Genomic DNA, 26,343 nt, shown 5'->3' with positions numbered 1-26,343 from the left:
TTTGGCAACCATTGGAAAAAGGATGGGGTCATGACCATTGTAAAATATGGCCGTTATGTGTCAAATGTAAGTGGAACCACCAACACCATGACCAAAGTGTTTGATCCAAGCGTAAACGAAGCTGGAGCCGTAATTAGAACGCTCACTTTGAGCATAAACGGAAATGGTGCTGTGTGGCTGCATACTGGCCCAACCACTCCGGTTCAGCAAGACGCCAACAGCAAAATTGTATTCCGTGTTGATGGAAATCCTTCAATGTTGAATAGCAGAACGATGCCATACGAGGTTGAGTTGCCGCCTGGTTATGGATTGTGGATCTATACATCTTCGGCACAGTCCAGTGGAGTCAACATGTCTTACGATCTCTACTGACATCGAAGCCCTGCTGGATGGTGGCACGTACATGGGGCACGAAATGCCCCATGTACGGGAACTATCATGCTAGGATTTTATGCTCCATCGCTCCGGTCAGATCGGGCTTTCTGATCCGCTGCTACTCCATTCGCTCCACCGGCTGCCGGTCACCGGGCGGGTGGACACGCTGACAGCTATCGCGCTGGGGTTGGTGTGAGATGAAGCTTGGTTGAAGTTTTGCCCTCAAGCCATGGTGCGTGCGATTAGTGTCGCGATCAAGGATTTGTATACGAACCTCTTGTATTAGATTTGAATGGGCTATCGCCACTTCGTCGGCCGTCGTGTTGCTTCAAATTTCCTACTTTTCGCGCTCCTCGCGTCCTGATATCAGTAGCGCGAAACCGGATAAAACTCTCTGGCGGGTTGCTACATACAGAAGCACGCTACCGCTAGATTGCGACGATCGGCACGAACTACCCTCTAGAAATTATACCGGAACCGGTATATATGTTTGAACTGGCACTGACGGAAGAGGCTGAGGCTGAGCTGGAGGCGTTGTGGGATACAGATCCGGACGCGGCTGCCGATTTGACCGTGTTTTTGGAGGAGGTCAGGGACGATCAGGAAATTTTGTCAGCCATGCGCATCCATCAGAGGGTGGAAAAGCGATATCATGTATCAAGGTTTCTCCATCTCTATGGCGAGAAAACGGATGTGTGGCGGCTCAAAATATTTTCCCTTGATCGTGGGTCTGCCCCATTCAAGTACCGGATTATGTACGCTCTCGACCACCGTGATAGCACTTATCACGTCCTAAGTTTTATGCATCGGAGTAGGGAATATGAGAAAGACAAAGCTCTTATCGAGCATCTCCGGAGCATCTACAGACGGCTTGGTCTCGAAGACGACTGATGTTCGGGCTTCGGCTCGCGGTGTTTTGGTTAGTATTGGAAAGTGGGAGCCGATAGATAGTTCTGATGGCTCCTCTCACTGCGCGGTTATTCGCCTAAGTCTTGAGGATTGGCGAGCGGCAGCGGTAACTGCCCCGTTATCGCGTTCTGTTGCTGACTACGTCAAGAAAGTCGAGGCGTCCGGCCGAGCAGAAGCGCTAGCTGCAGCACGTCGGCGTCTTGCCGAAAGCATCCAGGATGTGGAAAGGAAAAAAAATCTTCGAGATCTGCGTTTAAGTGCCGGCTTTTCGCAAGCTCAACTTGCTGAAGCTATTGGAACCAGCCAGCCACGCATTGCTCGATTGGAAGCTGGAAAAGAAGAGCCGAGCCTAACGACGCTTAGGCGGCTAGCAAATGTCCTCAACGTTGATATGAATACGATCAATGACGCGTTCTAAGAAACTGTATACCGACGTCATGTTCTGTGATGACTTCAGATCGGAAGTCGGTAATAAAATTTCAGTTATGGGAGTTTATGCAGAGGAGCTTGTGCTGGACAAGCTCCCTGTGGTGATACCTACATTCGGTGTTCTCGTGTCTCTGGCCTCAGATGAGCCAGATATATTTGATGGTATGGAAATTATTATATCTACCAAAGGAACAGAAGAGGTTGTGCCCATAGATCCAGCAACCATTGAGAGGGCAAAGGCCGCTATGATAGATATGGCGGACACAATCAAAAAGAAATCAAGCTTTTTGCCGTTTAGATTTTCTGTAAATATCACTATAAGTCCGTTGCGGATTATCGAATATGGCGCAGTTAACGTCACTGTAAAAACTGATGCCGGGAAGTTTCCGGCGGGTGCGTTGATTGTAAAGGAAAGAGCAAAAGAAGATTCTCGGAAGGGCGCCCGTTAGCACTCTGTATAAAGTTGGCTGGCTCCGCATCGCACTTGAAGTTACGTTGCCTGATTTGCCGCCCGGCATCCCGCCCGGCGGCTTCTCCTTTTTCAGAGCCTCCATGACCGAGATCCATAGCCCGAAGCCGCTACAAGCCAATTCTGTCACTAGGTTTACGCCACATTCTACGGCGTCAAGAAGGAGCGGCCGGGGCTGGTGGAATTCCGGAGAGAAAGGGGCAATCTGCCCGATCAATAGGAAGCCCGGATAGTGATTAATACCACACTCAACTTCGGTGCCCACATCCTTGTCGAGCCAAAAAACATCTAGTCACTGCGCTTCCCAGAATCTGGCTCCCTAGATTAAGGCGCAGCCAGGTTGGCTCGGACCGCTCTGGCTGCGTTACCCAGTTCTGATCCGTCAGTGCTATGGCTTCGGGCCCCTCATCTCAACAAGAGCGTAGCCACCAGTCACGCAGTGAGCCACGTTCTGTTGATTAGGGCGAGCTGTAACACTTATACAAACTTCACCTTTTTCATTAAACCCAGCGGAAGCAGGTCCAATGTTGCCATATCCTCCGCTGCATGTGTGCTGGGTCATGACGAATTCCGGTGGCTTGTTTGTGAATTTCCATTTTTCGGCATGCTTTTTGACTGGAGATAATTCACGAGCAACGAAACATTGGCTAGAACTCAATGCTATTGTTCGTCCCTGTTCGGCCCTATTATTTGCATATCTCTCGTTCATATCCGCAGTTATAATAGGTGTTCTAATTGTCTCGGTAACTATTCTTGGCTTCGGCTTTTTATCTGTTTTGATGGTCTCAGTAGTTGTACTCGACGGCGCTGGCGGTGTCATGCTCGGATTTGCAGCCGTTGAGGGAGTGCTCACTATCGTACTGTCCGATGATTGGCCGCTTGGCAGTGGAGCGCAGGCAGTCATACTAATTGCGGCGATCACTCCTGACGCAAAATTTGCTCTGAAGCTCATTGATGCTTCCCTTTCAGCAAAGTGGTGTTTCATGAAGCGGCGACGCCACCTTAACGAGACTAGTGGAATTTCTCAGCAACGATAAAGGCGACGTTTCTTTTAGTTTTACAGCTTCACAAGATAATAATTGTTACGCAATGTCTTTCTAAGGTTGAGAACGATAAGTGGGCTACGGCTACTGATATACAGTGGGCCTCTGCCTAGGGCCGCCCCGTCTCCCGCCAGGACGCTACACGTATCGGATCTGATCCTGTGTCAGGTAGCCCTGGACCATGAGCCTGCTGCTGTACTGGGGCTTGGGCATGCCGGGCTCCATCGACCTGTGCACCCTCGTAGGATGCGCCTGACGTCCCATCCTGACAATCATTCACCTCTGCCGCCGGTCCGCAGCTCTGGCACGCATGTCCTCCGCTTCGAGTCGGGCCTGCACCGATCGCGCGACCAGCTCCCGGCTCTGCTCCTGTAACGACCGCGCCCGCTTGAATGCGTCCTCCCGAAGTCGGAGGAGGTGCTGGAACCGGGCAGCGGATGCGCATGCGTCCATAGCGGATTAACCCGGTCGGCGCGCCGCCGTTCCAGCCACCAACAACCCGAATCACCCCGCCGCCCGGCCCTTGCCGAGGCGGCTTTTTTCATGCCCGAAGGAGGGGCATCCCCATGCTGCCACTGCTCATCCCCATCATTTCCGCCCTGGCCCCGGTCCTGCTGCCGGAGGTCGCCAAGGCCGCCCTCGGCACTGGAGAGACCGCCCAAAAGGTCGGCGAGGCCGCAGTGTCCGTCGTCTCCGCCGTGACCGGGGTTCCGATCAAGACTCCGGCCGATGCCGAGCGCGCCGTCGCCGCGGTGCAGACCGATCCGGCGAAGCTGGCCGAGCTGTACCGCCAGCAGGGCGATCAGATCGTGGCGCTGCTGCGGCTGGACAACGAGGATCGGGCCGACGCTCGCGCTCAAACCATCCAACTTGCCCAGGCCGGCAGCCGCATCTCCTGGGGCGCGCCCGTCGTGTCGGTGATCGTGCTGGTGGGCTTCTTCTCGGTCATGGCGCTGCTGTTCGTCATCCCGAAGGAGGACATGGCCGAGCGCACCTTCAACCTGCTGAACATGCTGTTCGGCGCCCTGGTGCTGGGATTCGGGCAGGTCACGAACTATTGGCTGGGCTCCAGCGCCGGCAGCGCGGCGAAGGACAAGCTGCTCCGGAAGTGAGGAACTCGCCGTGACCATTCCTCACCTTTCCGACCTCGCCGGGGCCGCCGGGTTCATCCTGGTCGCCCTCTGGCCCTGGCTGTCCGGCCGGCGCGCTCTGCTGGCCGGGCAGGGCGCCTCCACTGCCGCCTTCGCGCTGCACTACATGCTGATCGGGGCCAGCACCGGCGCCGCCATGTCCGGGCTGTCCGTCTTGCAGGTTGCCACCGCCTGGCCGGACGAACGGCCCCCCTGGTGCCGGGCGCTCTACGCCGTCACGGTGCCGATGCTCGCGGTGCTGGCCGCCTCGACCTGGGCGGGCTGGCCATCGGCCTGTGCGGCGGCTGGGATGATCCTCGCCACCGCGGCGCGCTGGTCCCGGTCGGCGCTGGTGCTGCGCACCCTGTTCCTGGCCGCCGGCGCCTGCTGGGTCGCGCACGACCTGCAGACCGGCTCGACCTTCGGGTTGGCCGCCGACCTGCTGTGCATGGCCGGGCTGGTCTACGGCGCGCTGCGCGATTGCGTACCTCGGAAGCGTGACAGAGCAGCGCTCCGCCAGCCACTTCCTACCTCCCAAGCGCCAATGCCGGGGCTGCCTTCCGTTGAGCCGCGATGAGGAGCAGGAACAGGAGGAACGGCCGGACGCAGGTAAGAACGAGGAGAATGCCGGCGTTCCCAGGCGCATAGTTCCCGGCCACCCAAATCTGATGAAAGTGGCCGTACGCCACGCCGATGTAGAACAGTGATGCGTAGGTCACGACCGCAGCCTTGAAGTCGAGCGATCTCCGGAAGGCGAGCACTCCCATCACACCCAGCGCTATGTCGGCGACGCCGATCTCGAACTGAAACGGGCTTGTCGTCCATCCGATGAAAGCTGCGGCGCGCTCCGGAGCGAACACATGGAACAGCCCCGCCCAGAGGGCATCAACGCCAACGGCGAGCAGCAGCAGCCAGGACAGGTAGCCTTTCGGGGTTCGGTCAGGCCGGCTGAGAGTTGGAATGATGATCGCCAGTAGAAAGGTGATCAAAGGAATGTGTGTCAGGACAAATCGTATCAAATTAGCGACGTCCATTTCGTCCTCCATGGAAGAGACGACAAGCGGACGTTGAGGCGTTTATCTCTCCCATTCCAAGAGGCTATCGGAAATACCTCTATGTAGGCGCTGCCCTCGCGCCTGTATCTGTTCTGGCGAGGTGCGCAACCGCATCGGTCCTGCGAACTGATGTCTGCAGATCGGCGGTCCAACTACCCCACCCCCATCTTCAATTAAAGGATACCAACCGTGAACGCCATGTTCCCGGCACGCACCGCCGTGCCTGACTTCCGCCTCGTCGAAACCCTGAACCTGGGCGCCGGCCCGCTGACCCCGGCGCTGGACGCTGCACGAGACCGCCTGTGTGCCGAGCTGGTCGCCCGCGGCGTGACGCCGATCCTGTGCGAGTCCTGGCTGGACCTGCAGGCGCTGAACGCCCGGCACCGCGATAGCTGGTTCCCGATGTTGCCCAAGCCGGCCAGCGCTCCAGCCTTCTGGCTCGGGTTGGTCGACGGGGAAGGGGAGGTGGTCGCCACCCACGCCGTGGTGCTGGTCGACTGCACGGCATCCAGCTTCGGCGCCCGGCTGGCGGACCTGTCGGCGCTGCATGATCCCGGCTCGGCGCCGGCGGATGAATGGGCCTTCGTCGCCAGCGAGGCCGCCCACGACACCCGCGGGTTGGTGGCCTGGATCGTGGCGGGCTGGACCCGGCCGGACTGGCGTGGCGCCGGGCTGTTCCACCGGCTGGGCGAGCTGGTGCGGCTGGTCGCCCTGGCCCGCTGGAACCCGAAGTGGGTGGTGGGGCTGGTCGATCCAGAAACGGTGCCGGTGTGGAGCGGGCGGGGCGGTGGCCGGCGCCGGCTGGAGGAGCGCCCCGGCATCCTCTATCACCAGAGCGGCGTAGGGCGGCTCCCGCTGCACTTCATGCGATGGAGCCGCCACGCGGTGCTGTCGGAACTTGGATCTTTTTCGGCCCTTCACCTCTATGATGCCGTTGTTAATCGTCAAGGTATTTGCTGAACCACGGCATCAATTCGCACAATCGATTGTAGAAGGGATAGTCGTTGCTTTGCTGTACCTCCGGAAAGCGGCTTTGATGAACACTCCATAGTTGCCAATCTTTAAACTCGCTGGAGGCTGCTGCGTGGATGGCTTTCGCGAACGAGGTTTCATTGCTAATTCGGAGTGTTTGCTCAAGGTCTTCGATGGGGCAAAAAACAACCGGTATCTGATCTGCAGATGATATCTCCGGGTCTCGAACTCTCGCCATCTCGCTTGCAATGTTGATAACATTTTCTTTTAAGTTCCTCGCCATTGAGAGCCATGTATCGAGTGTCAGAACAATGCCTTTGGCGTCAGGCCTCATTCTCTCTGTAGGGATGAGGCCGCGACGAATATGAGATGCAAATTTCCAAATCTGAAACACACCCTTTGCAATTTCTTCGTAGCCCCTGTGTGCTACGGCTAGAGGTTTTTCAGCAAAGCGTGCATCGTAACTCATGCGGGTTGCTTTGCATTCAATGATAAAAGTTAACTCTCCGCCGTCTCGTATGATTATGTCCGGGGAATCAATTATATTCTTTCTGATCTTGTACTTATAGCTGCGCAGAACTTCATGACTTTCTAGCATAGAACTTAGGAGGTCTGAGCAATAATTTTCGAACCGATTTGATACTTCATTTCTGATGCTGCCACCACCTTGTATAGCATCATAGAATAAACCTGAAGTGCTTCTCAGGATTATCAGATCCGGCAGAGGTGCGCATATCCGATCGCCGTTTTCTCCGAAAGCTATGCAGGGGTATTCACGGAACAGGCTGCGCTTGTAAGCTGTGTGAGATGTCCCTTTTCGGCTGGATGTGGTGTGATCTCTGGCTTTTTTATGATCAATGGTAATCAAATCGATGGCGGCTTTGGACTTTTCTTTTGATAGGCCAACCAAATCCATACAAAAATCACGCTTAATTATTGGTATCGTAGCAAAAGTCGCTCGCAAACCAAGGCAAGCGAGAAAAAATTTATCAATACTGATGCCGGTTTTGTTTTTGAAATACGCCCTAGTTAGGTCACCACCGAATATGAATGCTGAGCGATAGAATTAAGCATGAGAGAGAAAACCTTTCTGCCACTCAAACTGTCTTTGGCTAATTCTGTGTATCTCATGAATAACCGGAGAGCGCTTAAGGGTTATTCCATCGTCAGCATTCTCAAGTTCCGTCAAAACGTTAATTGCGGTGGCAATCGTGCTGAAATTCCTACAGTTAAGGTACCTATTACGTCAATTCGGTCGGGATTTTGTTTTTTGTGTGGTTAATAGTTCGTTGAGTAGCGTCTCTATTTTCCAAGGATGTATTGCGTAAATTGAGGTGATATCGGTCGTAGCCACTTCTTGAGGAAACGTCAGAAACCGCTGTGCACTCTGTGGCCTGCCTGATTGTAGTGCGACAGTTGCCCATGCCATCACAAAGAACGCTTCATCGTTCGCCTTCTCCAGAATGGAGGTTAGCTTCGTTCTATATAGATTGCGTCGAAGGAGGCTCATTTTCGATCCAGCGGAACCGGTTGGATAGGGTTGTGATCATGATAGCATGGCACAACCCGGACGGCATGATCATACGGTTTTGCATCGCATGCAATCGTCGGAAATTGAACTCCTACTTTGGGGTTTGTGCGAGTGGCTCAGTGCAACACATGCACGTCGATAGCCGATAGGACAGCCCGCCGCCCACGGTCCTCCCATCCGAACAGCGCCTGGGTGTAGACGAAGGGCCGCCCCAGGCCCGAGACGGCGATCCGGTTGAACAGGGCCTCGCCCGCGCCGATGGCCTCGGCGTATTCTAGCCCGATCCGGTGGGCATAGTCGGCGTGCGGGTCGGCGGCCTCGGGCTGGCCGATCATGGACCGGCTCCAGCCCATGCCGAGAACCTTCACCGTCGGCACGCCGATCCGGCGGAACAGCAGCGGCGTCTCCGCCTCCATGGCGGCCAGCACCGTGCAGCGGTCGAACACGCCCCGCCGTTCCAGCCAGTCGAACAGGTCGGCGCTAAGGGTCCGGCGACGCCGGCACTCCGCGGCGATGTCCTGTTGCCAATCCGCGGCGGCGCGCAGGGTTAAGCGCTCGACGTGGATCTCGGTGTGGACGGGGCGCGGTGCGCCCCGATCCGTGTGGAACTGCAGGATGGACATCACGCAGCCTCCATCATCTTGAGCGCCGCCGCGAACCCGGCCCGGAAGGCGTCGGGGGAGCAGCCGGCGGCGTTCGCTCCCGCCTCCACCATGGCGTCGGTGATGACGGTTGGGACGGCGGGCGCAGTGCGGGGGATGGCGCGGTCAGCGAGACTGGCGATGGCCGTGCCGAAGTCGTCCGTTTCGTTCGCGACGGATGCCTCGCCGGTCAGCAGCGCCTTCAACTCGGGCACCGCCCGCAGCGCGTCGGCGACCAGTCCGAAGACCAGCGCGTCCTCTTCCTTCCTGGCGGCCGACACCGGCGGCGGGAAGGGAAGGGCGCCGGGCTTACTGTCTGGGTGGCAGGCGACGGGGTGGGTGGCCCACAGCAGGACCGCCTTGGCGGCCATGGCCAGCGTCGGGTTCCCGTCGTAGGCCGCGATCTGGCGGGCCAGCCGGAAGGACTCGTTGCTCGAGTTCGATCAGGTCGGCGTCGTCCTGGCCTTCGGCGCCGATGGTCGCCTCCAGCTCAAGCCAACGGCGGACGTCGGCGAGGAACGGGCCGCGGTCGGCCGCGTCGTCTCGCTGTGCCGCATCCAGCGCCGCCTGCACCAGTACACCGCGTATCCGCTGGAACAACTCCTTTGTGGCGCGGTCCATGTTCGGGCCGATGGCCGGGAAGAGTGCGGTATCGATCACCGCCACACTGTCCGCGGGCGTGCAGGGGGTGGAACCCAGGATCGCCCGGCCCAGCACTTCCCACTGTTCGGTGATCTCGTCCGAGCGGGCGTCAGCCTCGGGCGTATCGGGAAGCTCGTCCTGCTCCTTCACCAGCGCAGCGAGCCGCGTGGCGGCATCGCGGAACGGGACGCCCAGAGAGGGGACAATGGTGGAGGGGCCAGGGCAGGGCCAGCGGGTGCCGGACGAGACGACGTTGGTGCCGCCGGACGTCACGGTGTGGTCGCCGTTCTTAGTGCGCATCAGCGATCCTCCCGCGGCTGGATGTCGACCAGCCGCTTCCGCGCCATCTCGATCAAGTCGCCCAGCTCGGCGAGATTCTGTTTCGCCATCGGCCCCACGCTGGAGAAGGCCGGCGTCTCGTCTACGATGCTCTGCATCTTGTCCAGGAGGACTGAGATGTCCGTCGCCGCATTGGCCGCGTGTTGGCCGGCCTGGATCGTCCATGCTGCCTGCGCAGCGGCAAGGGCGATTGCGCTGTCTGCCATCCGGTACAGGTCATGTTCCGAGAACATGTTGGCCGGCAACCTCACCTCCGGCCAGATGGACGGATGCGGCATCCGCATCCAACAGTGAATCCTTTCGCCCTCATCCAGCGGCTGCAAGCTCGGGAACTGCAACCACTCGCCATCCTTCCGGAACGCGGCGATGGCATTGCACCCGCCCGTCCAGAGGAGAATCGCATTGTCCTCGTCGGCCGGCGGCTCGCCTTTGATGAAGACGAGGCCGCACCGGGCGAGGAAGTTGATGATGTTCTCCGCCGGATGGCGCAGATGCCGCGCACTTTCACCGCGCGCCTCGCTGAGTATCATGGTATTAACGGGGGTGATCTTCATGGATTGCGGAATCCTATGGGGGTTGATGTTCGGGCGGTTGCTGCCGTCCGGCTGATGAGGCGCTCGGTGGCAGGAACCACCGGGCGCCTTTTCGTTTTGTGTCGAAGGCCCCCCAGCGTCAGGAAACACTGGGATGCCGATATTTGAGACCAAAAGACGATATGGTTCGTTCGTTACCGAAATTGGTAATACGAACGCGCTTGACCGTCAATCCGATTTCGGTAGGCTATAACCGAAATCGGCAAGATCAGAGGCGAGCGTGCTATTGGGGGAGCAACTACGCGCCGGACGAGCGCTTTTGCGCTGGGGGCAGGCTAAGCTCGCTGGAGAGGCAAGCAAAATTTATCCGGTGTCCGCGGAAACGATCGGACGCTGGGAAGGGATCAATGGCGTGATCAATGCCCAGTCTGCCGCGGTTGATGCGGTTGTTCGTACCCTTGATGCGCATGGCGTTGAACTGCTGAACCACGGATCTCCTGGCGCCCGCCTCCGGCCAAACTTGCCCCAATCCTGATCAGTCGGGAGCCCCGGCCACTCGCGCAGCCGGGGCGATGCTTCAGACGCGGGCAGCCCGCCGAACCAGCGGCCATTCGGGATCTTCGCCTGGCTCGCGGCGCCAGCAATCGGCACCAGCCATTGGATGATCCGCATAGGGATCGACCGGCATCTCGTGCCCATAGCTGACCAGCTTGCGCGTCATCGCATAGGCCGCCTCATAATCCGGCGTGCCATAGACGCCCGGCGTGTGGTCTACGATCTGACCCAGCGCGACCATGCAGTCTTCGAAGTACACCCGCGGGCGCAGCATGTGGGCGTGCCACACCTTGTCCACCAGCTTCGATGGGACGATGGTCTCCGTCGGGTAGGCGGCGACCGCAATGAGGAAGGAGCGGTAGCGCTCGACCGCTGCCGCAGCATCGCTCTTCGGCAAACCGCCGCGCACGAGGTCATCGACCAGGATGTCCAGGTTCATGGCGTTGATTGCCTGGACCTTGCTCAAGGTATCCATCACTTTCACCATTTTCATGATTTGCCGCGCGTCCGGGCGGCTCCGGTGATTGCCGCCAGCACCGCTACCCAGCGGGCAAGACCCGTCTGACTGCGATGGGCGAGCTGTCCGTCATCGAGCTTTCGCAAGATGGACTTGACCTGCATTCGGCCAGTGTTCGGGGCCTTCCCCGATTCCCTGGCTATGTCGTCGTTCGTTAGACCGTTGCCGATCTGTGCTGCGAGGGTGGACTCCGCTGGCGTAAGCCCGAAGTCGCGGCGGAGCACACTGGAGACGGACCCAACATCGAGGCGGGCGGGCGCCACGATGATGACGGCTGTTTTTGATCCCCTCGCACCATGGGAGATCGAGAATGTGTGGGGATGTGGAGAGTCCGGCGACCGAAGATGCATGGCCACGGTCGGCGCCTCCAACTTGTTCATGCAGGCAAGTGTGACCAGCCGATTGAATTCGGCACATTCTTCAGCATGAACGGGCGTCAGCCGATCGGCCGCATCCAAGAATACCCCGTCAGCGTTGGCGATTATCTCCGCCATAGCAGCGTTGCGCTGAATGACTTTTCGGTCTGGACCGAGAGTGGCGATGCCGAACGCAAGGCAGTCTAGAGCTGCGGCGCGATGGGCAGCCTCGTCACGCTGGTGGATAGCTTCCATTACCCCCAGCGTTGGCTCGTCTTCGCTGAAGAAATGCAGCAGCCCGGCCTTCTTCGGCTCCAGCCGAAGCTGGGCGTTCATGCCGGACGAAAGCCGGAGGTGGGTACAAATCAAGTTTGTTGGGTAGCGTCGAATGAACTCCAGCCGCTCGCCCTGGCGCCGCATGTTGGCGTATGCGAGCTGAGCTTCGGGATCGCGTGGGGCTGGTATCCCAACCATCTCTCCATGCTCCCAAGATCGACGGAGCATGGATTTAAAGGTTTGGGGAACGCTCAGATCGAACCATGGGTAAAGCCGCCGCACGCCAGCGTTGGCAAAGATCAGGCGATCAGCCGAGTCATAGATCGCCAGTGTGCCCTGCAGTTTCCTGGCGGTTACTGCCATCTTGGCGAACGGCGCAGGGATATCCCATGGGAGTTCTGTTGCGCTCATTTTTGAAACTTTGTTGCGAGTGTTGCTTCCAATGCCTTGGACGGTAACAAAGTGGCGGCACTGACGAACATAACCCGCGTGGGTAACGGCTCCGTATATCTCCCCTCATTGGTGTGAACATGCGAAGGCCTGACGCGCCGTAAATCCCCTGGATTCAAGGCACGCAACCGAATCGAACCGTGGCAGTTGGTGATTCTCGCTTATGAAAATTATTTAGTTGCGTTTTGCAAGGTGCATACACGTATGTGCAATAGGCTGGTTGTGTTGCCCTCTTCGATAACAATCGAAGACTATGCCGGGAGAATCGGGACGCGACTCGGACGAATCTCAGCGCGAATCGGACCGCTCCGCCCGAAACACGTATAGCGCCGCCCCGATGATCATCATCGACCCGACCGCCTGCATGCCTCCCGGCACCTCGCCGAACAGCGCGTAACCGGCCACCAGGGCAATCGGCACGTCGATCAGCGACAACGGTGCCAGCCGGGCAGGGGAGGCGTAGCGGTAGCCACGGACCGTGAACCACTGAGCCAGCCCGCTTAGCAGGGCCATACCGACGAGCAGCGGGATATCGGCGGCTGGCGGCTCGATCGCCACGCTGGACGCGGGCACCGCCACAACGGCAGTCACCAGGATCGCGGAGACGGCCACGACGACGCTCGGCGGGTTGGTCAGGGCCAGCCTGCGCATGCAGATGTGGCTCCCGGCTCCGGCAAGGGCGGCGAGTGGCAGGATCAGCGCTTCCCAACCGTCCCACACAGCCGCCGGCGTCCCAATGGCCGTGAGGCGAGGCCAGAGCGCGACGACGCCCCCAGCAATGCCGAGGCAAACGGCGGCCCAGACGTCGGGGCCAACCCGCTCGCCGAGGAACAGGCGAGCCATGAACACCACAAGCACGGCCCGGACGTACATGAAGGCGGTGACCAGGGCTACGGGCAGGGTGGCGTAGGAGTGGACCAGCGCCATCAGCGATACCGCGCCTACAACCGCCCGCACGAGATGGATGTGCGGGTCACGGAGATGGCGGAGGTTGAGGAAGGCACGCCACGCAACCAGCACCATGATCAGGCCGCCGGCCGACCGGAACATGGCCATCTCCAGCGGCGGCAGCTTGGCGCCCAGGTGCCGGATCGCGATGTTAGCGGCCATGAATGCGAGCGCCGACGCGATGATCCACAGAGCGCCGGTGATCGAGGGGCGGGGCATGTCGGGAGGCTTCCACCGTTCGAGGTGTGGAAGGGCTAGCAGATGAAGCTCCACAGGATCAATTCCGCCAAGCTTGGTCTAGACTCGTGATAGCCTCCACGGCGATACTCGCTTCGGTGGATTTTACGCGCATTCTAGGCGCGTGGGGTTGTTTTTTCCGAGGCGTGGGGTCCGCAATGAAGAACAAACGGCAGCTTTCAGGCGGCCTTGGGAAGGCGCTCGAACTAGATTATGTTGGGTCAGACCGAGTTAGGTCGAGAAGGGTCGTAACCCTTGTGCAAGTGGATGAGTATGACACTGATGATGGAACTTATCGGGTGTCACTGCGGTGTCGCGAAGAAGGCGAGCGGCGCCTCAAGGATTTTCTGTCGAATCGCATCCTTGAGATCGCCGACAAAGATACTGGCGAAATTGTATCTGACATTCCAAAATACTTGAGTGGATTGTTGTTGGAGGCCGGCGGTGTGCAGCCGCGCTATTGGCCGAGGCCGGAGACAGATCCAATCCGCACGACATCCATTGATATTAATTTTGGAAATGATGGGTTTGCCATTGGCTGGGTGTTTGGTGTCCATAAAGCATTTCGAAGCGCACTCGATATTCTATGCAATATGGAAGCTTCGACGCGCTCTAAGGTTTGGACGCAAGGAATACCGCCCAATTACTCTTTCGAGGCAGGGGATATATTCTATCACCCATTCCCATGGGGTCCGGAAACCAAATGGTCAATTCGCATCATTTCGATTAAAGATCGCATTCTTAAGGTATTGATTTGTGAGTGGGACAATTCGCGCGTTGTGTCGCAAGAAGAGAAATCTATCGCTCAGACTGAGTTAGTGAAAATTCTGCGCGACGGGCTCGCTAACGCCACATGGTTGGCAAAGAGCGAGTTCAGCCTTCAAATAATGGAGGCGGGTGAATGATGGTGGATGTGTATTCTGTAAAGTTTTTCGCTCTACTCATTGGCGCGCTGTTTGTCTTGGGAGCTTTCGCTAACGACGCTAAAGCTGGTGAACTGTCCCCTCAATCCGCGTTCGAAATGTGTGATGCAGCGGTGCTGGATCGTATGGAAAAATCACCTAATGACACGCTCATTATTCATGCTAAATCAGTAACCAATGATAATCCCTACAATGTTGTTGATATATGTTATGAGACTTCAGTGAATGAATATGGCATCGTTCTATTGTTTGCACGCTGTCCGCTCGATATGAATGGTTCGATCAAGTTCGTTCAGGTTTATGATCGGTTTGACTCGATCCGCTATTGCCGATCACCGACGAGATGGCAAGGTGGAGGAAACGTTCAGCGACGGTGAACCGATCAAGGTCAATCTGCGGCCTTGCTCCGCGTCGCCCCCATGTTCGCAACGAGCTGATCGCGCACAGCCAGAATCTCGGCCTCATCGCCTGGGCCGGCTTTGCGCTTGTTCCGGATCTCCCACCCATGGATGGCGTTCACCAGTAGGTGGGCGTCTTCTCCACCGGCGCGCGCCGCCTCGACCACAGGCGGGGTGCAACCGCCTGGATCACGCGGGCCGATATTGATGGCCTTGAGCAGATCCTGATAGTTCATGCGATGCCTCTGGTGTTGCCTCCCGCCGAGAGCCGGCCCGGGGCGGGGAGGTGTAGGACGGGCAGGGTGAAACCGCCACCATCCTGCGGGTGATAAACCGGGACGATATTCCCATTTTGACCGCTACTCCGCGCTCTCCAGCGTCGACGTCAACCTCTTTTAGTTCTTGAAAAGTTCTCATTCCGCGCCATCCTCGCCTGAGGGTCCAAATGGGGGAGGTGGGCATGCAGACGCCGGTTCCGGTGTTGATGACGTCGTGTCCGGTGGTGGCGGTCGAGGCGGTGGTGTCGGCGGGCTTTCCCAGCCCGGCGGCGGACTATGTCGAGGGCCGAATCGATCTCGCCGAGGTGCTGGTCCCACACCCCAGCGCCACCTTCACCCTGCGCGTTGCCGGTCACAGCATGACGCGGGCGGGCATCCATGACGGCGATCTGGCCATCGTGGATCGCAGCCTGACCGCCCGGCATGACGACGTGGTGGTCGCGGTTCTGGACGGCGAGCTGGTCTGCAAGCGGCTGCTGATCCGGGGCCGACGGATGTACCTGATGCCGGAGACCGACGATCCGAGCTACCGCCCCACCGAGGTCACCGACCGGCCCGGCTTCGAGGTGTGGGGCGTGGTCACCAGCACCGTGCGCCTGCATCGGCGGTAACGGCCATGGCGCCGCCGCGGGTCTACGGGCTGGTGGACTGCAACAATTTCTACGTCTCGTGCGAACGGGTGTTTGACCCCCGGCTGGAGGGCGTGCCCGTCGGCGTGCTTTCGAACAACGACGGCTGCTTCGTCGCGAGGAGCGCCGAGTTGAAGGCGTTGGGCGTCAAGATGGGCCAGCCGCTGTTCGAGGTACGTGATCTGGTCCGCCAGCATCGGGTGCGGGTGTTGTCCTCCAACTACTCGCTGTACGGCGACCTGTCGGCCCGGGTGACCGACTGCCTGCGCGGCTTCACCCCGCGCCTGGAGGTCTACAGCATCGACGAGTCGTTTCTCGACTTGAGCGGCTTCGAGGGCCGGGACCTGCAGGCCTACGCCGCAGAGATCCGGGCGACGGTCCGGCGGTGGACCGGCATACCGACCTGCGTGGGGATCGCCGTGACGAAGACGCTGGCCAAGCTGGCGAACCACGCGGCCAAGAAGACGCTGCTGGACGACAGCGGCGTCTGCGACCTCGGTCGCGAATCGGAGCGTGAGCACGTGCTGCGCGTCGTGCCGGTCGAGGACGTCTGGGGCATCGGCCGGCGCAGCGCCGAGAAGCTGGGCATGCTGGGGGTGAAGACCGCGGCGGATCTGCGCGACATGGAGCCCCGGCGCGCCCGGCAGGTGCTGACCGTGGTTGGCGAGCGGATCGTCTACGAGCTGCGCGGCCTGTCCTGCCTGCCGCTCGATCAGGCGCCGGCGCCTCGGAAGACGACGGCGGTCACCCGCAGCTTCGGGACGCCGGTCACGGAATGGGAGCCAATGCGGGAGGCGGTCGCAGCCTACGCGAACTCGAGCCGGGGAGAAGCTGCGCGCCGAAGGGCTGGCCGCCGAAGCCCTCCAAGTCTTCATGCACACGTCGCCCTTCCGGCCCGGCCCGGCCTACAGCAATGCCGCGACCGTCGAGCTGCGGCCGGCGACCGACGACACCTTCGCGCTGATCGCCGCGGCGACGGCCGGCGCCCGCAGGATCTGGCGCGACGGGTTCGCCATGTCCAAGGCTGGAGTAATCCTGACCGGCCTGGTTCCGGTGACCAAGGTGCAGCCGGACCTGCTGGCCGCCGCCGATCGGGCGCGCGGCGCCCGGCTCATGGCGGCGATGGACGCGATCAACAGCCGGATGGGCCGGGACACGCTGGTGCCGGCGGCCACCATGGGCCGGGCGTGGCGGATGCGCCAGGACAGCCGGTCGCCCAGCTACACGACGGAGTTGGACGACGTGCCGGTGGTGCGGGCTTGATCTTCGAACAACACCCTGAACGGCTTGCCCCGTGATCCGGGCACCTCGGTGAGGATCAGCGCGAAATCCACGCCATCCAGAGATAATGTGTGCAGGATCTCGGTGACTTGGAACGTGAATGGCGTTCCATTCTCCTCGAACTGCACGCCGTCGCCCCGGCTCGGCGGCAAGCGGAACGCCTTCTCGCTCCAGATAGGCGCCTCTCCTTCACGGATGAGGAGGCAACGGCACTGAATGCTCACAGTCTCTCTCCGACAAAGCAAGGATATGGAAGTGAGTATCCGCTCGGGTTAGAAGACGAACATGTAAACAGCGATCATGGCGACGATTGCGAGCGGCAGACTTATCCCGAGAACATACCGACCGACGTGTTTAATACTGCCTTGGCGGGCCTGCGTGGCGGTCCGAGTTGGGGGCGTCCTCTGATCGACCATGACGTTCCAGCCTCTGTCAGGTGAGTTGTTGACGGTTGGAAGCCATTCAGGTGCTCCGTCGATCGGATGGACCGATGAAGGGCCTGGATCGGCTCCTGCTTCACCAACATCAATGGCTGGCAGTGGTTTCGCACAGTTCTCGACCGACGCACTCACGGTCGACCGCCTCTGAACCTTGCATTTTGGAAGGCTGCCCAGCGGCCACCGTGTTGTGGCATGGGTTTCTTGGGTTTTACGCCACGTTGTACGTATAGTTAGAGTTATTGATTTTATAAGTTGTAAATCATACCTTGGCGTGCGCGCGCTGGAGGGTGGTCATGCTCGTTGTGAAGAATGTTTTCGTGAACGGGCGTCGCACGTCGATGCGACTGGAGCCCTCGATGTGGGAATCGCTGAACGATATCGGCCGGCGGGAAGGCATGAGGGTGAGCCAAGTAGTGAGCTTGGTGGAGCGGAAGGTTATTGCGTTGACAGGGGGCTGCTTGAATCTCACGTCGTCGGTCCGGACCTTCGTCGCCGACTATTACCGGGCCGCAGCCACTGAAGAAGGGCACCGTTTGGCCGGGCATGGGTGTGGAGATCCTGTGGAGGCGATGGCGCTGGATGCGGCTCCGAAGATGAAAGATGTGAAACTGCCGGAACACTCTGGGCAGCAGGTCAGCGAGGAGAGGGGCCTGATTGCCTAACAGGCCCCGCCTGCGATCGAGGTGAGTTCAACGCATCTGTTGCGTATTTTCCCCTTAACCCCAAGGATCTTCCACCTTATCAGTCGGCTTGTTCGCTACCTGGTCCGGCAGTGCCTGCTCCTTCTCCAGCGCGGCGACGACGTCATCCAGGATAGCCTTCAACTCGCGAGCATGCTGGAGCCCCTTCTTGTCCTTGGTGACGATCAGGCTGCCATAGATCGACACCCGGTCGGTCTGGTTCTCGACGGTGAGTTCGTCGACTTGAAGCGATTCGGCTTCGCTTGCGAAGGGCTTGATCTGCGACGGCATGGTCACCTCTCGAGGGGCAGGAACGGCATTAGTGTGAATGTAAGGCGGTCACGGCTGGCCGCCATCGTCACCTGCGCGGCTTCGGCGTGGGCAACGCCATTGCGGTCGCCTTCGCTTCGGTTGGAAGTGCTGGAAAAACGGAGATGCCGGTGAGCTGCTCCAGTTCGGCAATGGACATGACCTTGAAGGCTCTGGTGTCGATATTCTCGACCACGTAGGCGCCGGCGGCGCGCTTGGCCGGGTCGTAAATCGCCTTGAACGCATGCGTCGGCACGATGACGCGCCCGTTGATCCGCTCGAAGGTCGCGCCGCGCTGGTAGATCGGCCCGGTCACGACGTATAGCTCACCGCTCCGCACAGCGTAATCGCGTGTCGCCGACTCGATCTGCTCCCAGATGATCTGGTTCATCCTGCGGTTCTGAGGGATCATATTGGCGAGGCTGAAGCTCTCATGCTGAGCCTGGGCGTTCGGCATGTCTCCGCTGGGGCTCATGTGGCCGCGGTCGAAGCCAGACCCCTTGTAGTCGTCCAGTTCCGCACGTTCGTCCGGCGGCAGGTTGGGATCAGGATGGAACGTGTTCTTCCGCTTCATCTCCCGTGCGGCGGCTAACCGGTCGGCCGTCAGGTGTTCGGCTGACCAGAGGGAAGTGCGGCTCACCCCGGAGTGGAGCAGGGCGTACGCGCTGTAGCAGATAGGCCGGGTCTTTGCCGAGAGAGCTTGGCGGACCAAGTCCGGAGCCTGTCCATCGAGGAAGTGCTGCGGGCAATCGGTCGGCGCTGCTGCGGCGTTCTGGAGGGGCCCAACAAGCGTGAGGGCGCCGAAGGCAAGAACGGCGGCAATGTGGCGTCCGAACATAGGGCGGCTCCTCTTGCATGGCGGCGGGGCCGGAGTATGCCGCCCGGTTTGAGGTAGTTGCAATGAAGCCTTAAGGATCTCTCATCAGGATATAGTGTGATTCGCCTTCCAGTTGGTGAGACCGATGCGTCGCTCGCTCCTTCTGCCCTTGATTGGGCTCATCATCGCAATATCCGCTTCGCCAGCAACAGCCCGCGGCCCAGCGCTCACCGATGACGAGGTGAGGGAGCGAATCATTCAGGAGTCGATCGCGTCCTACCCAGGTAACTGCCCGTGCCCATACAACACGATGCGGAACGGGCGGCGGTGCGGTGGGAACAGCGCCTACAGCCGGCCGGGCGGGCGGTCACCGCTTTGCTTTCCGAAGGACGTTACCGACAGCATGGTCAGCCGGTACCGGCAGACGCGTTGAGGCTCCGCGACGAAGCGGACTGGATCGCACCGTGTAATGGGGCGGGATGGCCAACGCGGCGAGCGGCGCCGCCCTGGTGGGCGTGACCGAGGGCGTGTTCATCCTGCCGAAGAAGCCGGCCGTCGTGATCGCCGCGGGCGGCCGGGTGAGCTGGGACGACACCGCGCACCAGAGCGACGCGCCCGGCGCCGGGTTGAATCCAGTGGGCGTGGCTGTGGAGGCCGCCGGCAACGGCGCCAGCACCGTCACGGTGCGGCTGGACGGCGTGAGCACCGCGGCGGCCTGACCTGGGCGGGCAGGAGCTGGGCCGATGGGTAGGGGCGGGACCGCGGTTCCGCCCCCTTTCCATTGCTCGTACACCGGCCCGAGCGTCTACGAAACCGACGCCCGGCCGGATGGGATGCTGATGGTGTGAGGGGAGAAATCGGTAATTCCATTTAGCGCATTGGAGGTTGCCAACTCGTCCCACGCGCGCATACGCTCTTCTGGCTTTCAAAGGGCGGGTGAAATGGTCAAACGCTGGATGATGCGTCTAGTGCGGCAGCTTCTGGATAAAAGTTGGCAGAGAAGCGGACCCTATCTAATTCGCTTTCTCATTGCACAGGGTGTGATCCTTACTGGGTTCGTTGCTCTGCTGATGTTTGTTCCCGCTTCCACAACGTCGACCAGTAGCGGAGGCACTTCCAGCAGTTCCCTCTCTTCAGCGGTCTACTCGGGTTCTGGTCCTGTAGCCGAGGAGAGGCGGGGGAAACTCTGCGGCAACTCCTACATCTCTCAGGACAAGGAATGCCGCGTCGACAAGCCGGTGGAGCATAAAGGGAAGCCTTGTGGTAAAGGCTGGATTGCCGCGGACAAAGAATGCCACAAGTAAGCATATTCATGACCGTGAGCGCGGGTTTTGCCGGCAGTACGCGTGGGCAGACTAATAACTCCTGGCAGATATTGTCCGGAAGCTGAGAAAAAATAAGGAGAATTAAGTGACTATAGTTTTTGCGAAGCTTGTAGACGATTGGATCGTCACTGTGTCTGATACCGCAATATCTGACGCAGCTTCTAACAAGATCCGCAACCATATTCCTGGTGCTTTGAAGACTATCATTGTAAGCGCCAAGGTAACGATATCTTATGCGGGAAACGCTGGAGCAGGTGTTGTTGCTGCTAAGAACGCCCGAAAAACTCTTGAAGGAGATGGTAGTTTTCAAGATGTCGTGGATATATTAAGAAAAGCTTCTTCTGAAGATGATGTGGACTTTATTATGTGTTCGCATGAGCCTCGGCCAGTTCTTAGGAGAATTTCAGGTGGATTTGCAATTCCGGAGCCGCGAGGGTGCTGGATTGGGGACGAGGAAATTGCAAACCGAGTTTCCGAACTCTACGACCAATTTCGTAACCAGCCTATTCACACCGCTTTTGGCGCCCCTAATCCTGATGAATTGGATTACGTCCAACACGCAATTTCTAGGGCAATTACTCATGTTACCCAATGGGAGAGCACGCCCTCAGTGGGAGGCATGCCAGTACAAGCGCTAGCATCGCCAGTGGGGCACACTTATCAGACCCTAGCGGCCTGCTTCCGCTGGGACACCGTGAAAATTCCTTCTCAAGACGAGCCAGTTGAAGATCCGGTGGAGAAAGTCTTGAGGGAAGAGATGTACAAATGTGGTATGACTGAATTTGGTTTCAGCATCTATGGGCCAAACATGCGGGGAGCCCCTGTTGTTGGAGTTCACATTGGGCGTGCTCGTTATGGAATTATTTATGATCCGCTTGAGTTATCGGGCGAGTGTCTGAAAAGTATAAGCAATGTTGATATGATTGCGTTTGGCCAACAGGTTGAGGATGTTGCTTCTAGAATGTCTTTGAGCAAACCAGATAATTAATCAACAGATCCTTGGCCCGGGCGGGATAGGGTCATGGTGGCCATGATACCTCCAGCTTCCCAGGTGCGCCCGAAGGCCAGCCCGATCCCGCGGCCGGCGCCATAGCCGATGTCCTGCGCCGAGTGGAGGTGCTGGAGGCGCATGTCGCCGACCTCCGGGGCAAGGCCGGCCGGCAAGCCAAGGTGGCCAGCCAACAGCAACGGCTGATCGCCGCCGCTGGCCTGGAAGGCGTCATGATCCGTCTCCAGTACGCCGCGCACATCGGCGTGTCCAACCCGACGCTCACGCGCTGGGTGAAGCGGGGTATGCCGGTGCGGGACGATGGGCTGCTCGACGTCGAGGCGGTGGAGAGCTGGCGGAAGGCGAACGAGTCCCGGCTCCTGGCGGAGAGGGTGAAGGGGTAGGGGGGAGGTTTGGGAGGAACTGGCCCCGCGCGTCCTGGCCGCCCTTGGGTGGGGCTGTGGAGGCCGCCAGCAACGGCGCCAGCACCGCGGCGGCTGCGTAGGGGATCGGCAGCGGATAGGGGCGGGACTGTGGTTCCGCCCCATACCGAATCTGCTGAAGGGTTAGGCTACGTTATCAAAGCCCAAACGTAGCATTTCTTACTCTTCGTTCAGCATCCTTGATTTGCCTCCCTGTGTCCCTGCACCGTCCTTTTATATGAAGAGCAATCCCAGCAAAAATAATAGTCGGAAGAATGAGATAATAAATAAATATGAAAGCTATTTCCGGGGTTGTAGCATTGGAGTCTTGCAAAATAGTACAATAAGCAAAGTATGCGATCGCTATAACAAACAGTGTGACTGATAGCCATAACACCGACTTGTTAATTGCCTGAAAACTAATTTCAAGCCTGCTAACATCGACTTGTATTGATCTTATAGCTTCATATTCCGCTGATATTTCAGACGCCTCAGCCGCGCTCTGAAGAGCTGTGGTGCGCCGTCGCAGCCCTGTAACGCCGCCTGCAGATACCGCTTGAATAACGGCTAATGCAAGGTAAAGTCCGATACCAACCGTTTGGACATTCGCCAGTTTGCCGAACGTAAGGCTGCACATGCCGCTGGCGAGAGAGTTAAGAAGGCTCGAAAGCACGTGAAAGTCTCCACTAAAGCTCTTTCTAGCATCCTTAAAGCAAGGGGCATGACTTTAGCAACCCTGGCACGCAGATCGGGCGTGCCGAGTACGGTTCTAGATGAAGCTTTGGAGGGCTGCGACACCTTGTCCGATGCGGACATCGTGAAAATTGCCAAGGAGCTTGCTGTGCCGATTCCGGCGCTGTTCACAAGCAAGGAACTCCCTCTTGTTTCTCTCGTAGACTTCCGGTCTGCGAATCCACACACAGCAAAATTAAATAGAGGTGCGCTTCAGGCGGTTTCGTTCGTCGAGAAAATCTCCAGCACCTTTATGGAGCTAGATATAAATCTAAGTATCGATAAAAGTTTATCGCCAGTATCTACAAATTTTACCGTCCAAGAGGCCATAGATCTTGCTGGAAAGTGGCGAAAAAAGTGGGGGGTTAGCCTTGAGGAACAGTTAGAGCTGCGAGATGCAAATAAGTTATATATGAGCTTAAGAAGCTTTATTGAAGATCTTGGCGTGATGGTTTTCCACAAAAGCTTTGATGACGCTTCTTTTTCAGGGTTTTATGTGAAGGCAAATGACAATCACCATGTCATAGTTATTAACACAAAGATGTGTAGTAAGGCGCGCAAGCTTTTTACGCTTGCTCATGAGTTTTGTCATATTCTCTTAAGAAAGGAAGGAACCTCTAATCCGTCTATATCTGCTAATAAGGTAGAAAAGTTCTGCAATAAATTTGCGGCCTACCTCCTTGCTCCGGATAAGATTATTCGTATTGGACTTGAGCGCTTTCGATACAAGCCGTCTTGTGACCAGAATTTTATAAGGCTTTTTGCTTCTAAGTTAGGCATTAGTCAGGAGGCTCTTGTATGGCGTCTTGTGGAGACTGGGTATCTGACCCAGCGCGAATGCGATAAGTGGAGAGCGACATTCAAAGGGCCAACACCTCCAGGTGACCTCGATAGCGGAGGTGGCGTGCAGTCTGACCCATTGCAAACTAAGCGAACCATGTATGGATCGCTTCTGTTGCGGTTGCTCGGCGGCGCGCGACGGCGTGGAGAACTTGATGAGATTGACATATATAGGCTTTGCGGTCTCAAGCCGAAATATCAAAACCAGTTATTCGAGGCCGTCTAATGGTGGCGGCATCTGCAAAAAACAAAGGAAATCCCTTGTGGATTATTGACTTACATGGGATGCGAGAAGTGCTGAAAACAAAAAGAAACAGTATTAAGTCAGCAATTATTGGGGCAATTGAGAGGGGCGATATGCATATTATACGGTCGGTCAGCGATGAGATGAAGGCATTGTATCCACAGCTTTATGAAGATTTTAAGTCTATAAGTCCAAAAAAGTATATGACGATACCTTTGGAGGCTTCTGTTATGGTTGAATCATTAATGGAGTGCTATGGGACAAGTATTTTTGGGTCGATTCCTTCCACGGGGCATTTTGAGGCCGTATCTGCCGCGCACTATGCCGGTTCGGTTCTGGTAACGTCAGGAAAAGGACTCGTAGACTGCCAAAAGATCGTAACAAAATGCGAACTAAACTCCCGATCCGTCCAATCGGTTCAAGATGTGGTCTCAGCTATCCAATGTTCTGGGCAGCATTAATGGTATGATTCAGTGGTATTGTTATAGATTATCCCTTATGAGGCATCGGCTTGTCTTGGGGCCGATGCCCATCCAGGGTCACCGCCCAACCGCCGACCATTCCGAAGGGCAGGGAAGGGCAGCCCCCTGACAACCCCGATCCCATCGGGGCACTCACCCGCCCGCCTGGAACTGCTCACCTGCATGGTGATGATGGTGACGCAGCTCGCCAGCCGGGCGGGAGGGGCGGTGTCCGCCCCTCTGGCGCTGGATGTCGCCTCGACCTCTCGGCTGGTTGCTTCTCATCTCGCTCCGCTCAATATGGCCCCTGTCCTAATGATAGTATATTCAATGGTTGCTACTCCATGCCAAGCTGAATAGCGGGCCAAAGGGGATGTGGCCGTCGCCGATCCCCTTTGGTACCGGATCGTGGCCCCAGCCGGGCTGCAAGTGGACGGAGCCGGCTATGATCACGCTGTACACCTACCCCCACCTTTATGGCTTGGCGGACAACAATCCCTACGGCCTCAAGGTTGTGGCGTTTTTGCGCCTGTGTGGGTTGCCCTATCAGCAGAAGCATATCATCGACGCCCATGATGCCCCTCGCGGGCAGCTGCCGTATATCCAGGATGAGGGCGCTGTGATCGGAGACAGTGATTTCATCATCACGCACTTGATCCGACAGCACTACTTGCCGGTCGATGATGACCTTAGTGAAGATGAACGACGCATCGACCATATGATCCGGCGCACGCTCGATAATCTGTATTGGGTAATGTCCTACTCGCGGTGGTCCGATGATCGTTTTTGGCCTTTGTTTCGGAGCCAACTGCTCAACACGCATCCAGACCTCACTGATGCTCTTCTAGAGGCAGCACGGGAATACAACTTAAAGCGCTACTACTTCCAAGGCATCGGCCGTTATGATCCTGACCAAGTATACAGCCGCGGTGTCGCTGATCTGAACGCCATCGCTGGTACCTTGGCGGACCGGCCCTTCCTGTTCGGCGATACTCCACACAGCGTCGACACGGCGCTGATGGGCTTTCTGCCCAACATTTACTGGTACGAAATCGATACGCCGTTGCGCGCTTTTGTTACGGCACAGCCCAACCTAGTCGACTTCTGTCGTCGCACGGCTCCATTGGTGAGTTTGGCGCAGCCCGTATAGGGGAGGCCTTGGCGGGCGAAACTGGACGGGAACCAGCGTCACGTCGGCGCGGCCGTTTGATGGAGGCAATCCGTGCCATTCGCTCGTGCTTTGGCCTATACAGTCTACACGCTGTGGGTTTCGGTTTGCGCTTTCGCCCCGGAACTGCTCTGGCAAGGGTTTGTGCTGATGCGTGGCCATTTCGGGGCCGCAGAGCTGTTTTCCGCACTGTTCATTGGCACGCTCTTCGCCTTCTTCGTCGAACCGCTGGTGGAACGGCTCAAGGCTGGGCGATGGCATTTGGCGCACGCACCATCCGGTGGAATGCTGCTTGGCGTTCTGGTGTCGCTGGCTTTTGGGATTGTCGTCGTGTGCATCCACGAAGCGATGATTGCGTATATAGGCGCTGAACACGCCGGTGACGAAGCTAAGAAAGCCAGTTTGGCACGAGCGATCGACAGCGCTTGCGAGTGGGCTTCGATTCCGGCAGCGGTCACGGCTGCTTGGTTCGTCTCGGGCACTTCTCGCCGGCTGGCTCTTCCGGCGACGGGCTTAGCGTGCGTATGGATTGTCTTCATCGGCCACTCTTATGGATGGGGTTGGCCGATCGTGGTGACGAGCGCAGTGCCCGGCTTTTTGATCGCACTGATTGGCAGCAGAGTCGTTCTTCGCCGTTGGGATGCGAGCACCATTCCGGTGTTAGCGCAGCTCACGGCGTGGGTAGCAGGGAGTTGGATGCTACTGGCTTGGGGAGTTCAGGCGGGTTCCGAATTGATCGACAGCCCAGGCCTGCAGCTTTACACGCCGGAGGCCTTCTACGAGGATCTTCGCTTTTACCTTGGCTGGTGCCTGGGCCTCTCGGTCGCCCCCAACCCGGTGCCGGAAAATGGGGCGCAAAACGGTCGCGCAACCTGAAGCGTCCATTGGCTTACGGTCGAGTTCGGAGCCCCAAACATCCATACCACGAGCACGCTGGTCGAGAATCGTCAACTCGTCGTGTCGGCCATCGAAGACCGTCGCCGGCTGGTGCACGGCGAGGC

The 26,343-nt window shown here is 58.2% G+C and carries 33 protein-coding genes and 1 pseudogene; 21 read left to right on the top strand and 13 right to left on the bottom strand.

Annotated elements, in window-relative coordinates:
• Positions 1–30 precede the first annotated feature (30 nt).
• From ACWPN7_RS06385 to ACWPN7_RS06355, 7 genes are all read left to right on the top strand, one after another.
• Positions 31–372: a hypothetical protein gene (locus ACWPN7_RS06385; RefSeq protein ID WP_459197211.1), complete on the top strand. Its 342-nt coding sequence runs from the start codon at positions 31–33 to the stop codon at positions 370–372.
• Between the two features lie 489 nt (positions 373–861).
• On the top strand, positions 862–1,266 hold the full coding sequence (locus tag ACWPN7_RS06380; RefSeq protein ID WP_459197212.1) for a type II toxin-antitoxin system RelE/ParE family toxin: 405 nt from the start codon (positions 862–864) through the stop codon (positions 1,264–1,266).
• A complete protein-coding gene (locus tag ACWPN7_RS06375; protein ID WP_492273179.1) occupies positions 1,247–1,702 on the top strand; it encodes a helix-turn-helix transcriptional regulator in 456 nt (151 codons plus the stop codon). Before ACWPN7_RS06380 ends, ACWPN7_RS06375 begins: the two co-directional genes overlap by 20 nt.
• The gene (locus tag ACWPN7_RS06370; protein ID WP_492273178.1) at positions 1,689–2,162 is read left to right on the top strand and encodes a hypothetical protein; all 474 of its coding nucleotides are present in this window, start codon (positions 1,689–1,691) and stop codon (positions 2,160–2,162) included. The genes ACWPN7_RS06375 and ACWPN7_RS06370 overlap by 14 nt, the downstream gene beginning before the upstream one ends.
• 580 nt (positions 2,163–2,742) lie before the next feature.
• Positions 2,743–3,219 carry a hypothetical protein gene (locus ACWPN7_RS06365; RefSeq protein WP_459197215.1) on the top strand — a complete coding sequence of 159 codons (477 nt, stop codon included), beginning with the start codon at positions 2,743–2,745 and terminating at the stop codon, positions 3,217–3,219.
• Between the two features lie 572 nt (positions 3,220–3,791).
• Positions 3,792–4,337, top strand: a complete 546-nt coding sequence (locus ACWPN7_RS06360; RefSeq protein WP_492273177.1) for a hypothetical protein — start codon at positions 3,792–3,794, stop codon at positions 4,335–4,337.
• 10 nt (positions 4,338–4,347) lie between these two features.
• On the top strand, positions 4,348–4,932 hold the full coding sequence (locus tag ACWPN7_RS06355; protein WP_492273176.1) for a YgjV family protein: 585 nt from the start codon (positions 4,348–4,350) through the stop codon (positions 4,930–4,932).
• On the opposite strand, the gene ACWPN7_RS06350 is transcribed toward ACWPN7_RS06355, so the two are convergent.
• Positions 4,883–5,389, bottom strand: coding sequence for a DUF6790 family protein (locus tag ACWPN7_RS06350; protein ID WP_492273175.1), 507 nt, complete (start codon positions 5,387–5,389; stop codon positions 4,883–4,885). The two genes, ACWPN7_RS06355 and ACWPN7_RS06350, sit on opposite strands and share 50 nt — an antisense overlap.
• 219 nt (positions 5,390–5,608) lie before the next feature.
• Here ACWPN7_RS06350 and ACWPN7_RS06345 point away from each other — a divergent pair, with 219 nt between their 5' ends.
• Positions 5,609–6,370 carry a hypothetical protein gene (locus ACWPN7_RS06345; protein ID WP_492273244.1) on the top strand — a complete coding sequence of 254 codons (762 nt, stop codon included), beginning with the start codon at positions 5,609–5,611 and terminating at the stop codon, positions 6,368–6,370.
• On the opposite strand, the gene ACWPN7_RS06340 is transcribed toward ACWPN7_RS06345, so the two are convergent.
• The 8 genes from ACWPN7_RS06340 to ACWPN7_RS06305 all read right to left on the bottom strand — a co-directional run bounded on the left by ACWPN7_RS06340 (position 6,348) and on the right by ACWPN7_RS06305 (position 13,389).
• The gene (locus ACWPN7_RS06340; RefSeq protein WP_492273174.1) at positions 6,348–7,298 is read right to left on the bottom strand and encodes a hypothetical protein; all 951 of its coding nucleotides are present in this window, start codon (positions 7,296–7,298) and stop codon (positions 6,348–6,350) included. The two genes, ACWPN7_RS06345 and ACWPN7_RS06340, sit on opposite strands and share 23 nt — an antisense overlap.
• A gap of 731 nt (positions 7,299–8,029) precedes the next feature.
• The gene (locus ACWPN7_RS06335) at positions 8,030–8,536 is read right to left on the bottom strand and encodes a hypothetical protein (protein ID WP_492273173.1); all 507 of its coding nucleotides are present in this window, start codon (positions 8,534–8,536) and stop codon (positions 8,030–8,032) included.
• Positions 8,536–8,925: a hypothetical protein gene (locus ACWPN7_RS06330; protein WP_492273172.1), complete on the bottom strand. Its 390-nt coding sequence runs from the start codon at positions 8,923–8,925 to the stop codon at positions 8,536–8,538. The genes ACWPN7_RS06335 and ACWPN7_RS06330 overlap by 1 nt, the downstream gene beginning before the upstream one ends.
• Positions 8,864–9,496 carry a hypothetical protein gene (locus ACWPN7_RS06325; RefSeq protein ID WP_492273171.1) on the bottom strand — a complete coding sequence of 211 codons (633 nt, stop codon included), beginning with the start codon at positions 9,494–9,496 and terminating at the stop codon, positions 8,864–8,866. The genes ACWPN7_RS06330 and ACWPN7_RS06325 overlap by 62 nt, the downstream gene beginning before the upstream one ends.
• Positions 9,496–10,089, bottom strand: coding sequence for a hypothetical protein (locus ACWPN7_RS06320; RefSeq protein ID WP_459197221.1), 594 nt, complete (start codon positions 10,087–10,089; stop codon positions 9,496–9,498). Before ACWPN7_RS06320 ends, ACWPN7_RS06325 begins: the two co-directional genes overlap by 1 nt.
• Positions 10,090–10,645: 556 nt before the next feature.
• Complete coding sequence (locus ACWPN7_RS06315) at positions 10,646–11,116, bottom strand: UCP032817 domain-containing protein (RefSeq protein WP_451994074.1); 471 nt, start codon at positions 11,114–11,116, stop codon at positions 10,646–10,648.
• Positions 11,113–12,183 carry a helix-turn-helix transcriptional regulator gene (locus ACWPN7_RS06310; RefSeq protein WP_492273170.1) on the bottom strand — a complete coding sequence of 357 codons (1,071 nt, stop codon included), beginning with the start codon at positions 12,181–12,183 and terminating at the stop codon, positions 11,113–11,115. Before ACWPN7_RS06310 ends, ACWPN7_RS06315 begins: the two co-directional genes overlap by 4 nt.
• A 327-nt stretch (positions 12,184–12,510) precedes the next feature.
• Positions 12,511–13,389: a DMT family transporter gene (locus ACWPN7_RS06305; protein ID WP_459197223.1), complete on the bottom strand. Its 879-nt coding sequence runs from the start codon at positions 13,387–13,389 to the stop codon at positions 12,511–12,513.
• Positions 13,390–13,565: 176 nt separating this feature from the next.
• On the opposite strand from ACWPN7_RS06305, the gene ACWPN7_RS06300 reads away from it, so the two are divergent.
• Positions 13,566–14,312 carry a hypothetical protein gene (locus ACWPN7_RS06300; protein ID WP_459197224.1) on the top strand — a complete coding sequence of 249 codons (747 nt, stop codon included), beginning with the start codon at positions 13,566–13,568 and terminating at the stop codon, positions 14,310–14,312.
• Positions 14,309–14,707, top strand: coding sequence for a hypothetical protein (locus ACWPN7_RS06295; RefSeq protein WP_492273169.1), 399 nt, complete (start codon positions 14,309–14,311; stop codon positions 14,705–14,707). The genes ACWPN7_RS06300 and ACWPN7_RS06295 overlap by 4 nt, the downstream gene beginning before the upstream one ends.
• 11 nt (positions 14,708–14,718) lie before the next feature.
• On the opposite strand, the gene ACWPN7_RS06290 is transcribed toward ACWPN7_RS06295, so the two are convergent.
• A complete protein-coding gene (locus ACWPN7_RS06290; RefSeq protein ID WP_459197226.1) occupies positions 14,719–14,964 on the bottom strand; it encodes a hypothetical protein in 246 nt (81 codons plus the stop codon).
• A gap of 224 nt (positions 14,965–15,188) precedes the next feature.
• Here ACWPN7_RS06290 and ACWPN7_RS06285 point away from each other — a divergent pair, with 224 nt between their 5' ends.
• The 4 genes and pseudogenes from ACWPN7_RS06285 to ACWPN7_RS06270 all read left to right on the top strand — a co-directional run bounded on the left by ACWPN7_RS06285 (position 15,189) and on the right by ACWPN7_RS06270 (position 18,018).
• Positions 15,189–15,617, top strand: a complete 429-nt coding sequence (locus ACWPN7_RS06285; protein WP_407824949.1) for a LexA family protein — start codon at positions 15,189–15,191, stop codon at positions 15,615–15,617.
• A 5-nt stretch (positions 15,618–15,622) separates the two neighbouring features.
• Positions 15,623–16,024 (top strand): annotated as a pseudogene (locus ACWPN7_RS06280) (Y-family DNA polymerase); the annotation flags it as partial.
• Between the two features lie 484 nt (positions 16,025–16,508).
• Positions 16,509–16,898: a DUF4113 domain-containing protein gene (locus tag ACWPN7_RS06275; protein WP_492273243.1), complete on the top strand. Its 390-nt coding sequence runs from the start codon at positions 16,509–16,511 to the stop codon at positions 16,896–16,898.
• Between the two features lie 751 nt (positions 16,899–17,649).
• Entirely contained in the window at positions 17,650–18,018 is a 369-nt protein-coding gene (locus ACWPN7_RS06270; protein WP_492273168.1) for a ribbon-helix-helix domain-containing protein, read from the top strand.
• A gap of 54 nt (positions 18,019–18,072) precedes the next feature.
• On the opposite strand, the gene ACWPN7_RS06265 is transcribed toward ACWPN7_RS06270, so the two are convergent.
• Both ACWPN7_RS06265 and ACWPN7_RS06260 read right to left on the bottom strand, forming a co-directional pair.
• Positions 18,073–18,327 (bottom strand): hypothetical protein, encoded by a 255-nt coding sequence (locus ACWPN7_RS06265; RefSeq protein WP_451994057.1) that lies wholly within the window; start codon positions 18,325–18,327, stop codon positions 18,073–18,075.
• Positions 18,328–18,394: 67 nt separating this feature from the next.
• Positions 18,395–19,183, bottom strand: a complete 789-nt coding sequence (locus ACWPN7_RS06260) for a DNA/RNA non-specific endonuclease (RefSeq protein WP_492273167.1) — start codon at positions 19,181–19,183, stop codon at positions 18,395–18,397.
• 458 nt (positions 19,184–19,641) lie between these two features.
• On the opposite strand from ACWPN7_RS06260, the gene ACWPN7_RS06255 reads away from it, so the two are divergent.
• The 3 genes from ACWPN7_RS06255 to ACWPN7_RS06245 all read left to right on the top strand — a co-directional run bounded on the left by ACWPN7_RS06255 (position 19,642) and on the right by ACWPN7_RS06245 (position 21,879).
• Positions 19,642–19,881, top strand: coding sequence for a capsid cement protein (locus tag ACWPN7_RS06255; RefSeq protein ID WP_492273166.1), 240 nt, complete (start codon positions 19,642–19,644; stop codon positions 19,879–19,881).
• A 691-nt stretch (positions 19,882–20,572) separates the two neighbouring features.
• Positions 20,573–21,475, top strand: a complete 903-nt coding sequence (locus ACWPN7_RS06250; protein ID WP_492273165.1) for a hypothetical protein — start codon at positions 20,573–20,575, stop codon at positions 21,473–21,475.
• A gap of 128 nt (positions 21,476–21,603) precedes the next feature.
• Positions 21,604–21,879 (top strand): hypothetical protein, encoded by a 276-nt coding sequence (locus ACWPN7_RS06245; RefSeq protein ID WP_492273164.1) that lies wholly within the window; start codon positions 21,604–21,606, stop codon positions 21,877–21,879.
• Between the two features lie 175 nt (positions 21,880–22,054).
• On the opposite strand, the gene ACWPN7_RS06240 is transcribed toward ACWPN7_RS06245, so the two are convergent.
• Positions 22,055–22,570 carry a hypothetical protein gene (locus ACWPN7_RS06240; protein WP_492273163.1) on the bottom strand — a complete coding sequence of 172 codons (516 nt, stop codon included), beginning with the start codon at positions 22,568–22,570 and terminating at the stop codon, positions 22,055–22,057.
• Between ACWPN7_RS06240 and ACWPN7_RS06235 the strand changes: the two genes are divergently transcribed.
• The 4 genes from ACWPN7_RS06235 to ACWPN7_RS06220 all read left to right on the top strand — a co-directional run bounded on the left by ACWPN7_RS06235 (position 22,571) and on the right by ACWPN7_RS06220 (position 26,218).
• Complete coding sequence (locus ACWPN7_RS06235; protein WP_492273162.1) at positions 22,571–23,695, top strand: helix-turn-helix domain-containing protein; 1,125 nt, start codon at positions 22,571–22,573, stop codon at positions 23,693–23,695.
• Entirely contained in the window at positions 23,695–24,174 is a 480-nt protein-coding gene (locus ACWPN7_RS06230) for a hypothetical protein (RefSeq protein ID WP_492273161.1), read from the top strand. Before ACWPN7_RS06235 ends, ACWPN7_RS06230 begins: the two co-directional genes overlap by 1 nt.
• A gap of 445 nt (positions 24,175–24,619) precedes the next feature.
• A complete protein-coding gene (locus tag ACWPN7_RS06225; RefSeq protein WP_492273160.1) occupies positions 24,620–25,324 on the top strand; it encodes a glutathione S-transferase C-terminal domain-containing protein in 705 nt (234 codons plus the stop codon).
• Positions 25,325–25,396: 72 nt separating this feature from the next.
• Positions 25,397–26,218, top strand: coding sequence for a hypothetical protein (locus tag ACWPN7_RS06220; RefSeq protein ID WP_492273159.1), 822 nt, complete (start codon positions 25,397–25,399; stop codon positions 26,216–26,218).
• Positions 26,219–26,343 lie beyond the last annotated feature (125 nt).

The organism is Azospirillum sp. UENF 312511, assembly GCF_058780635.1.
Note: the sequence above shows the minus strand (reverse complement) of the source record. Positions and strands in the feature narration are given on the sequence as shown.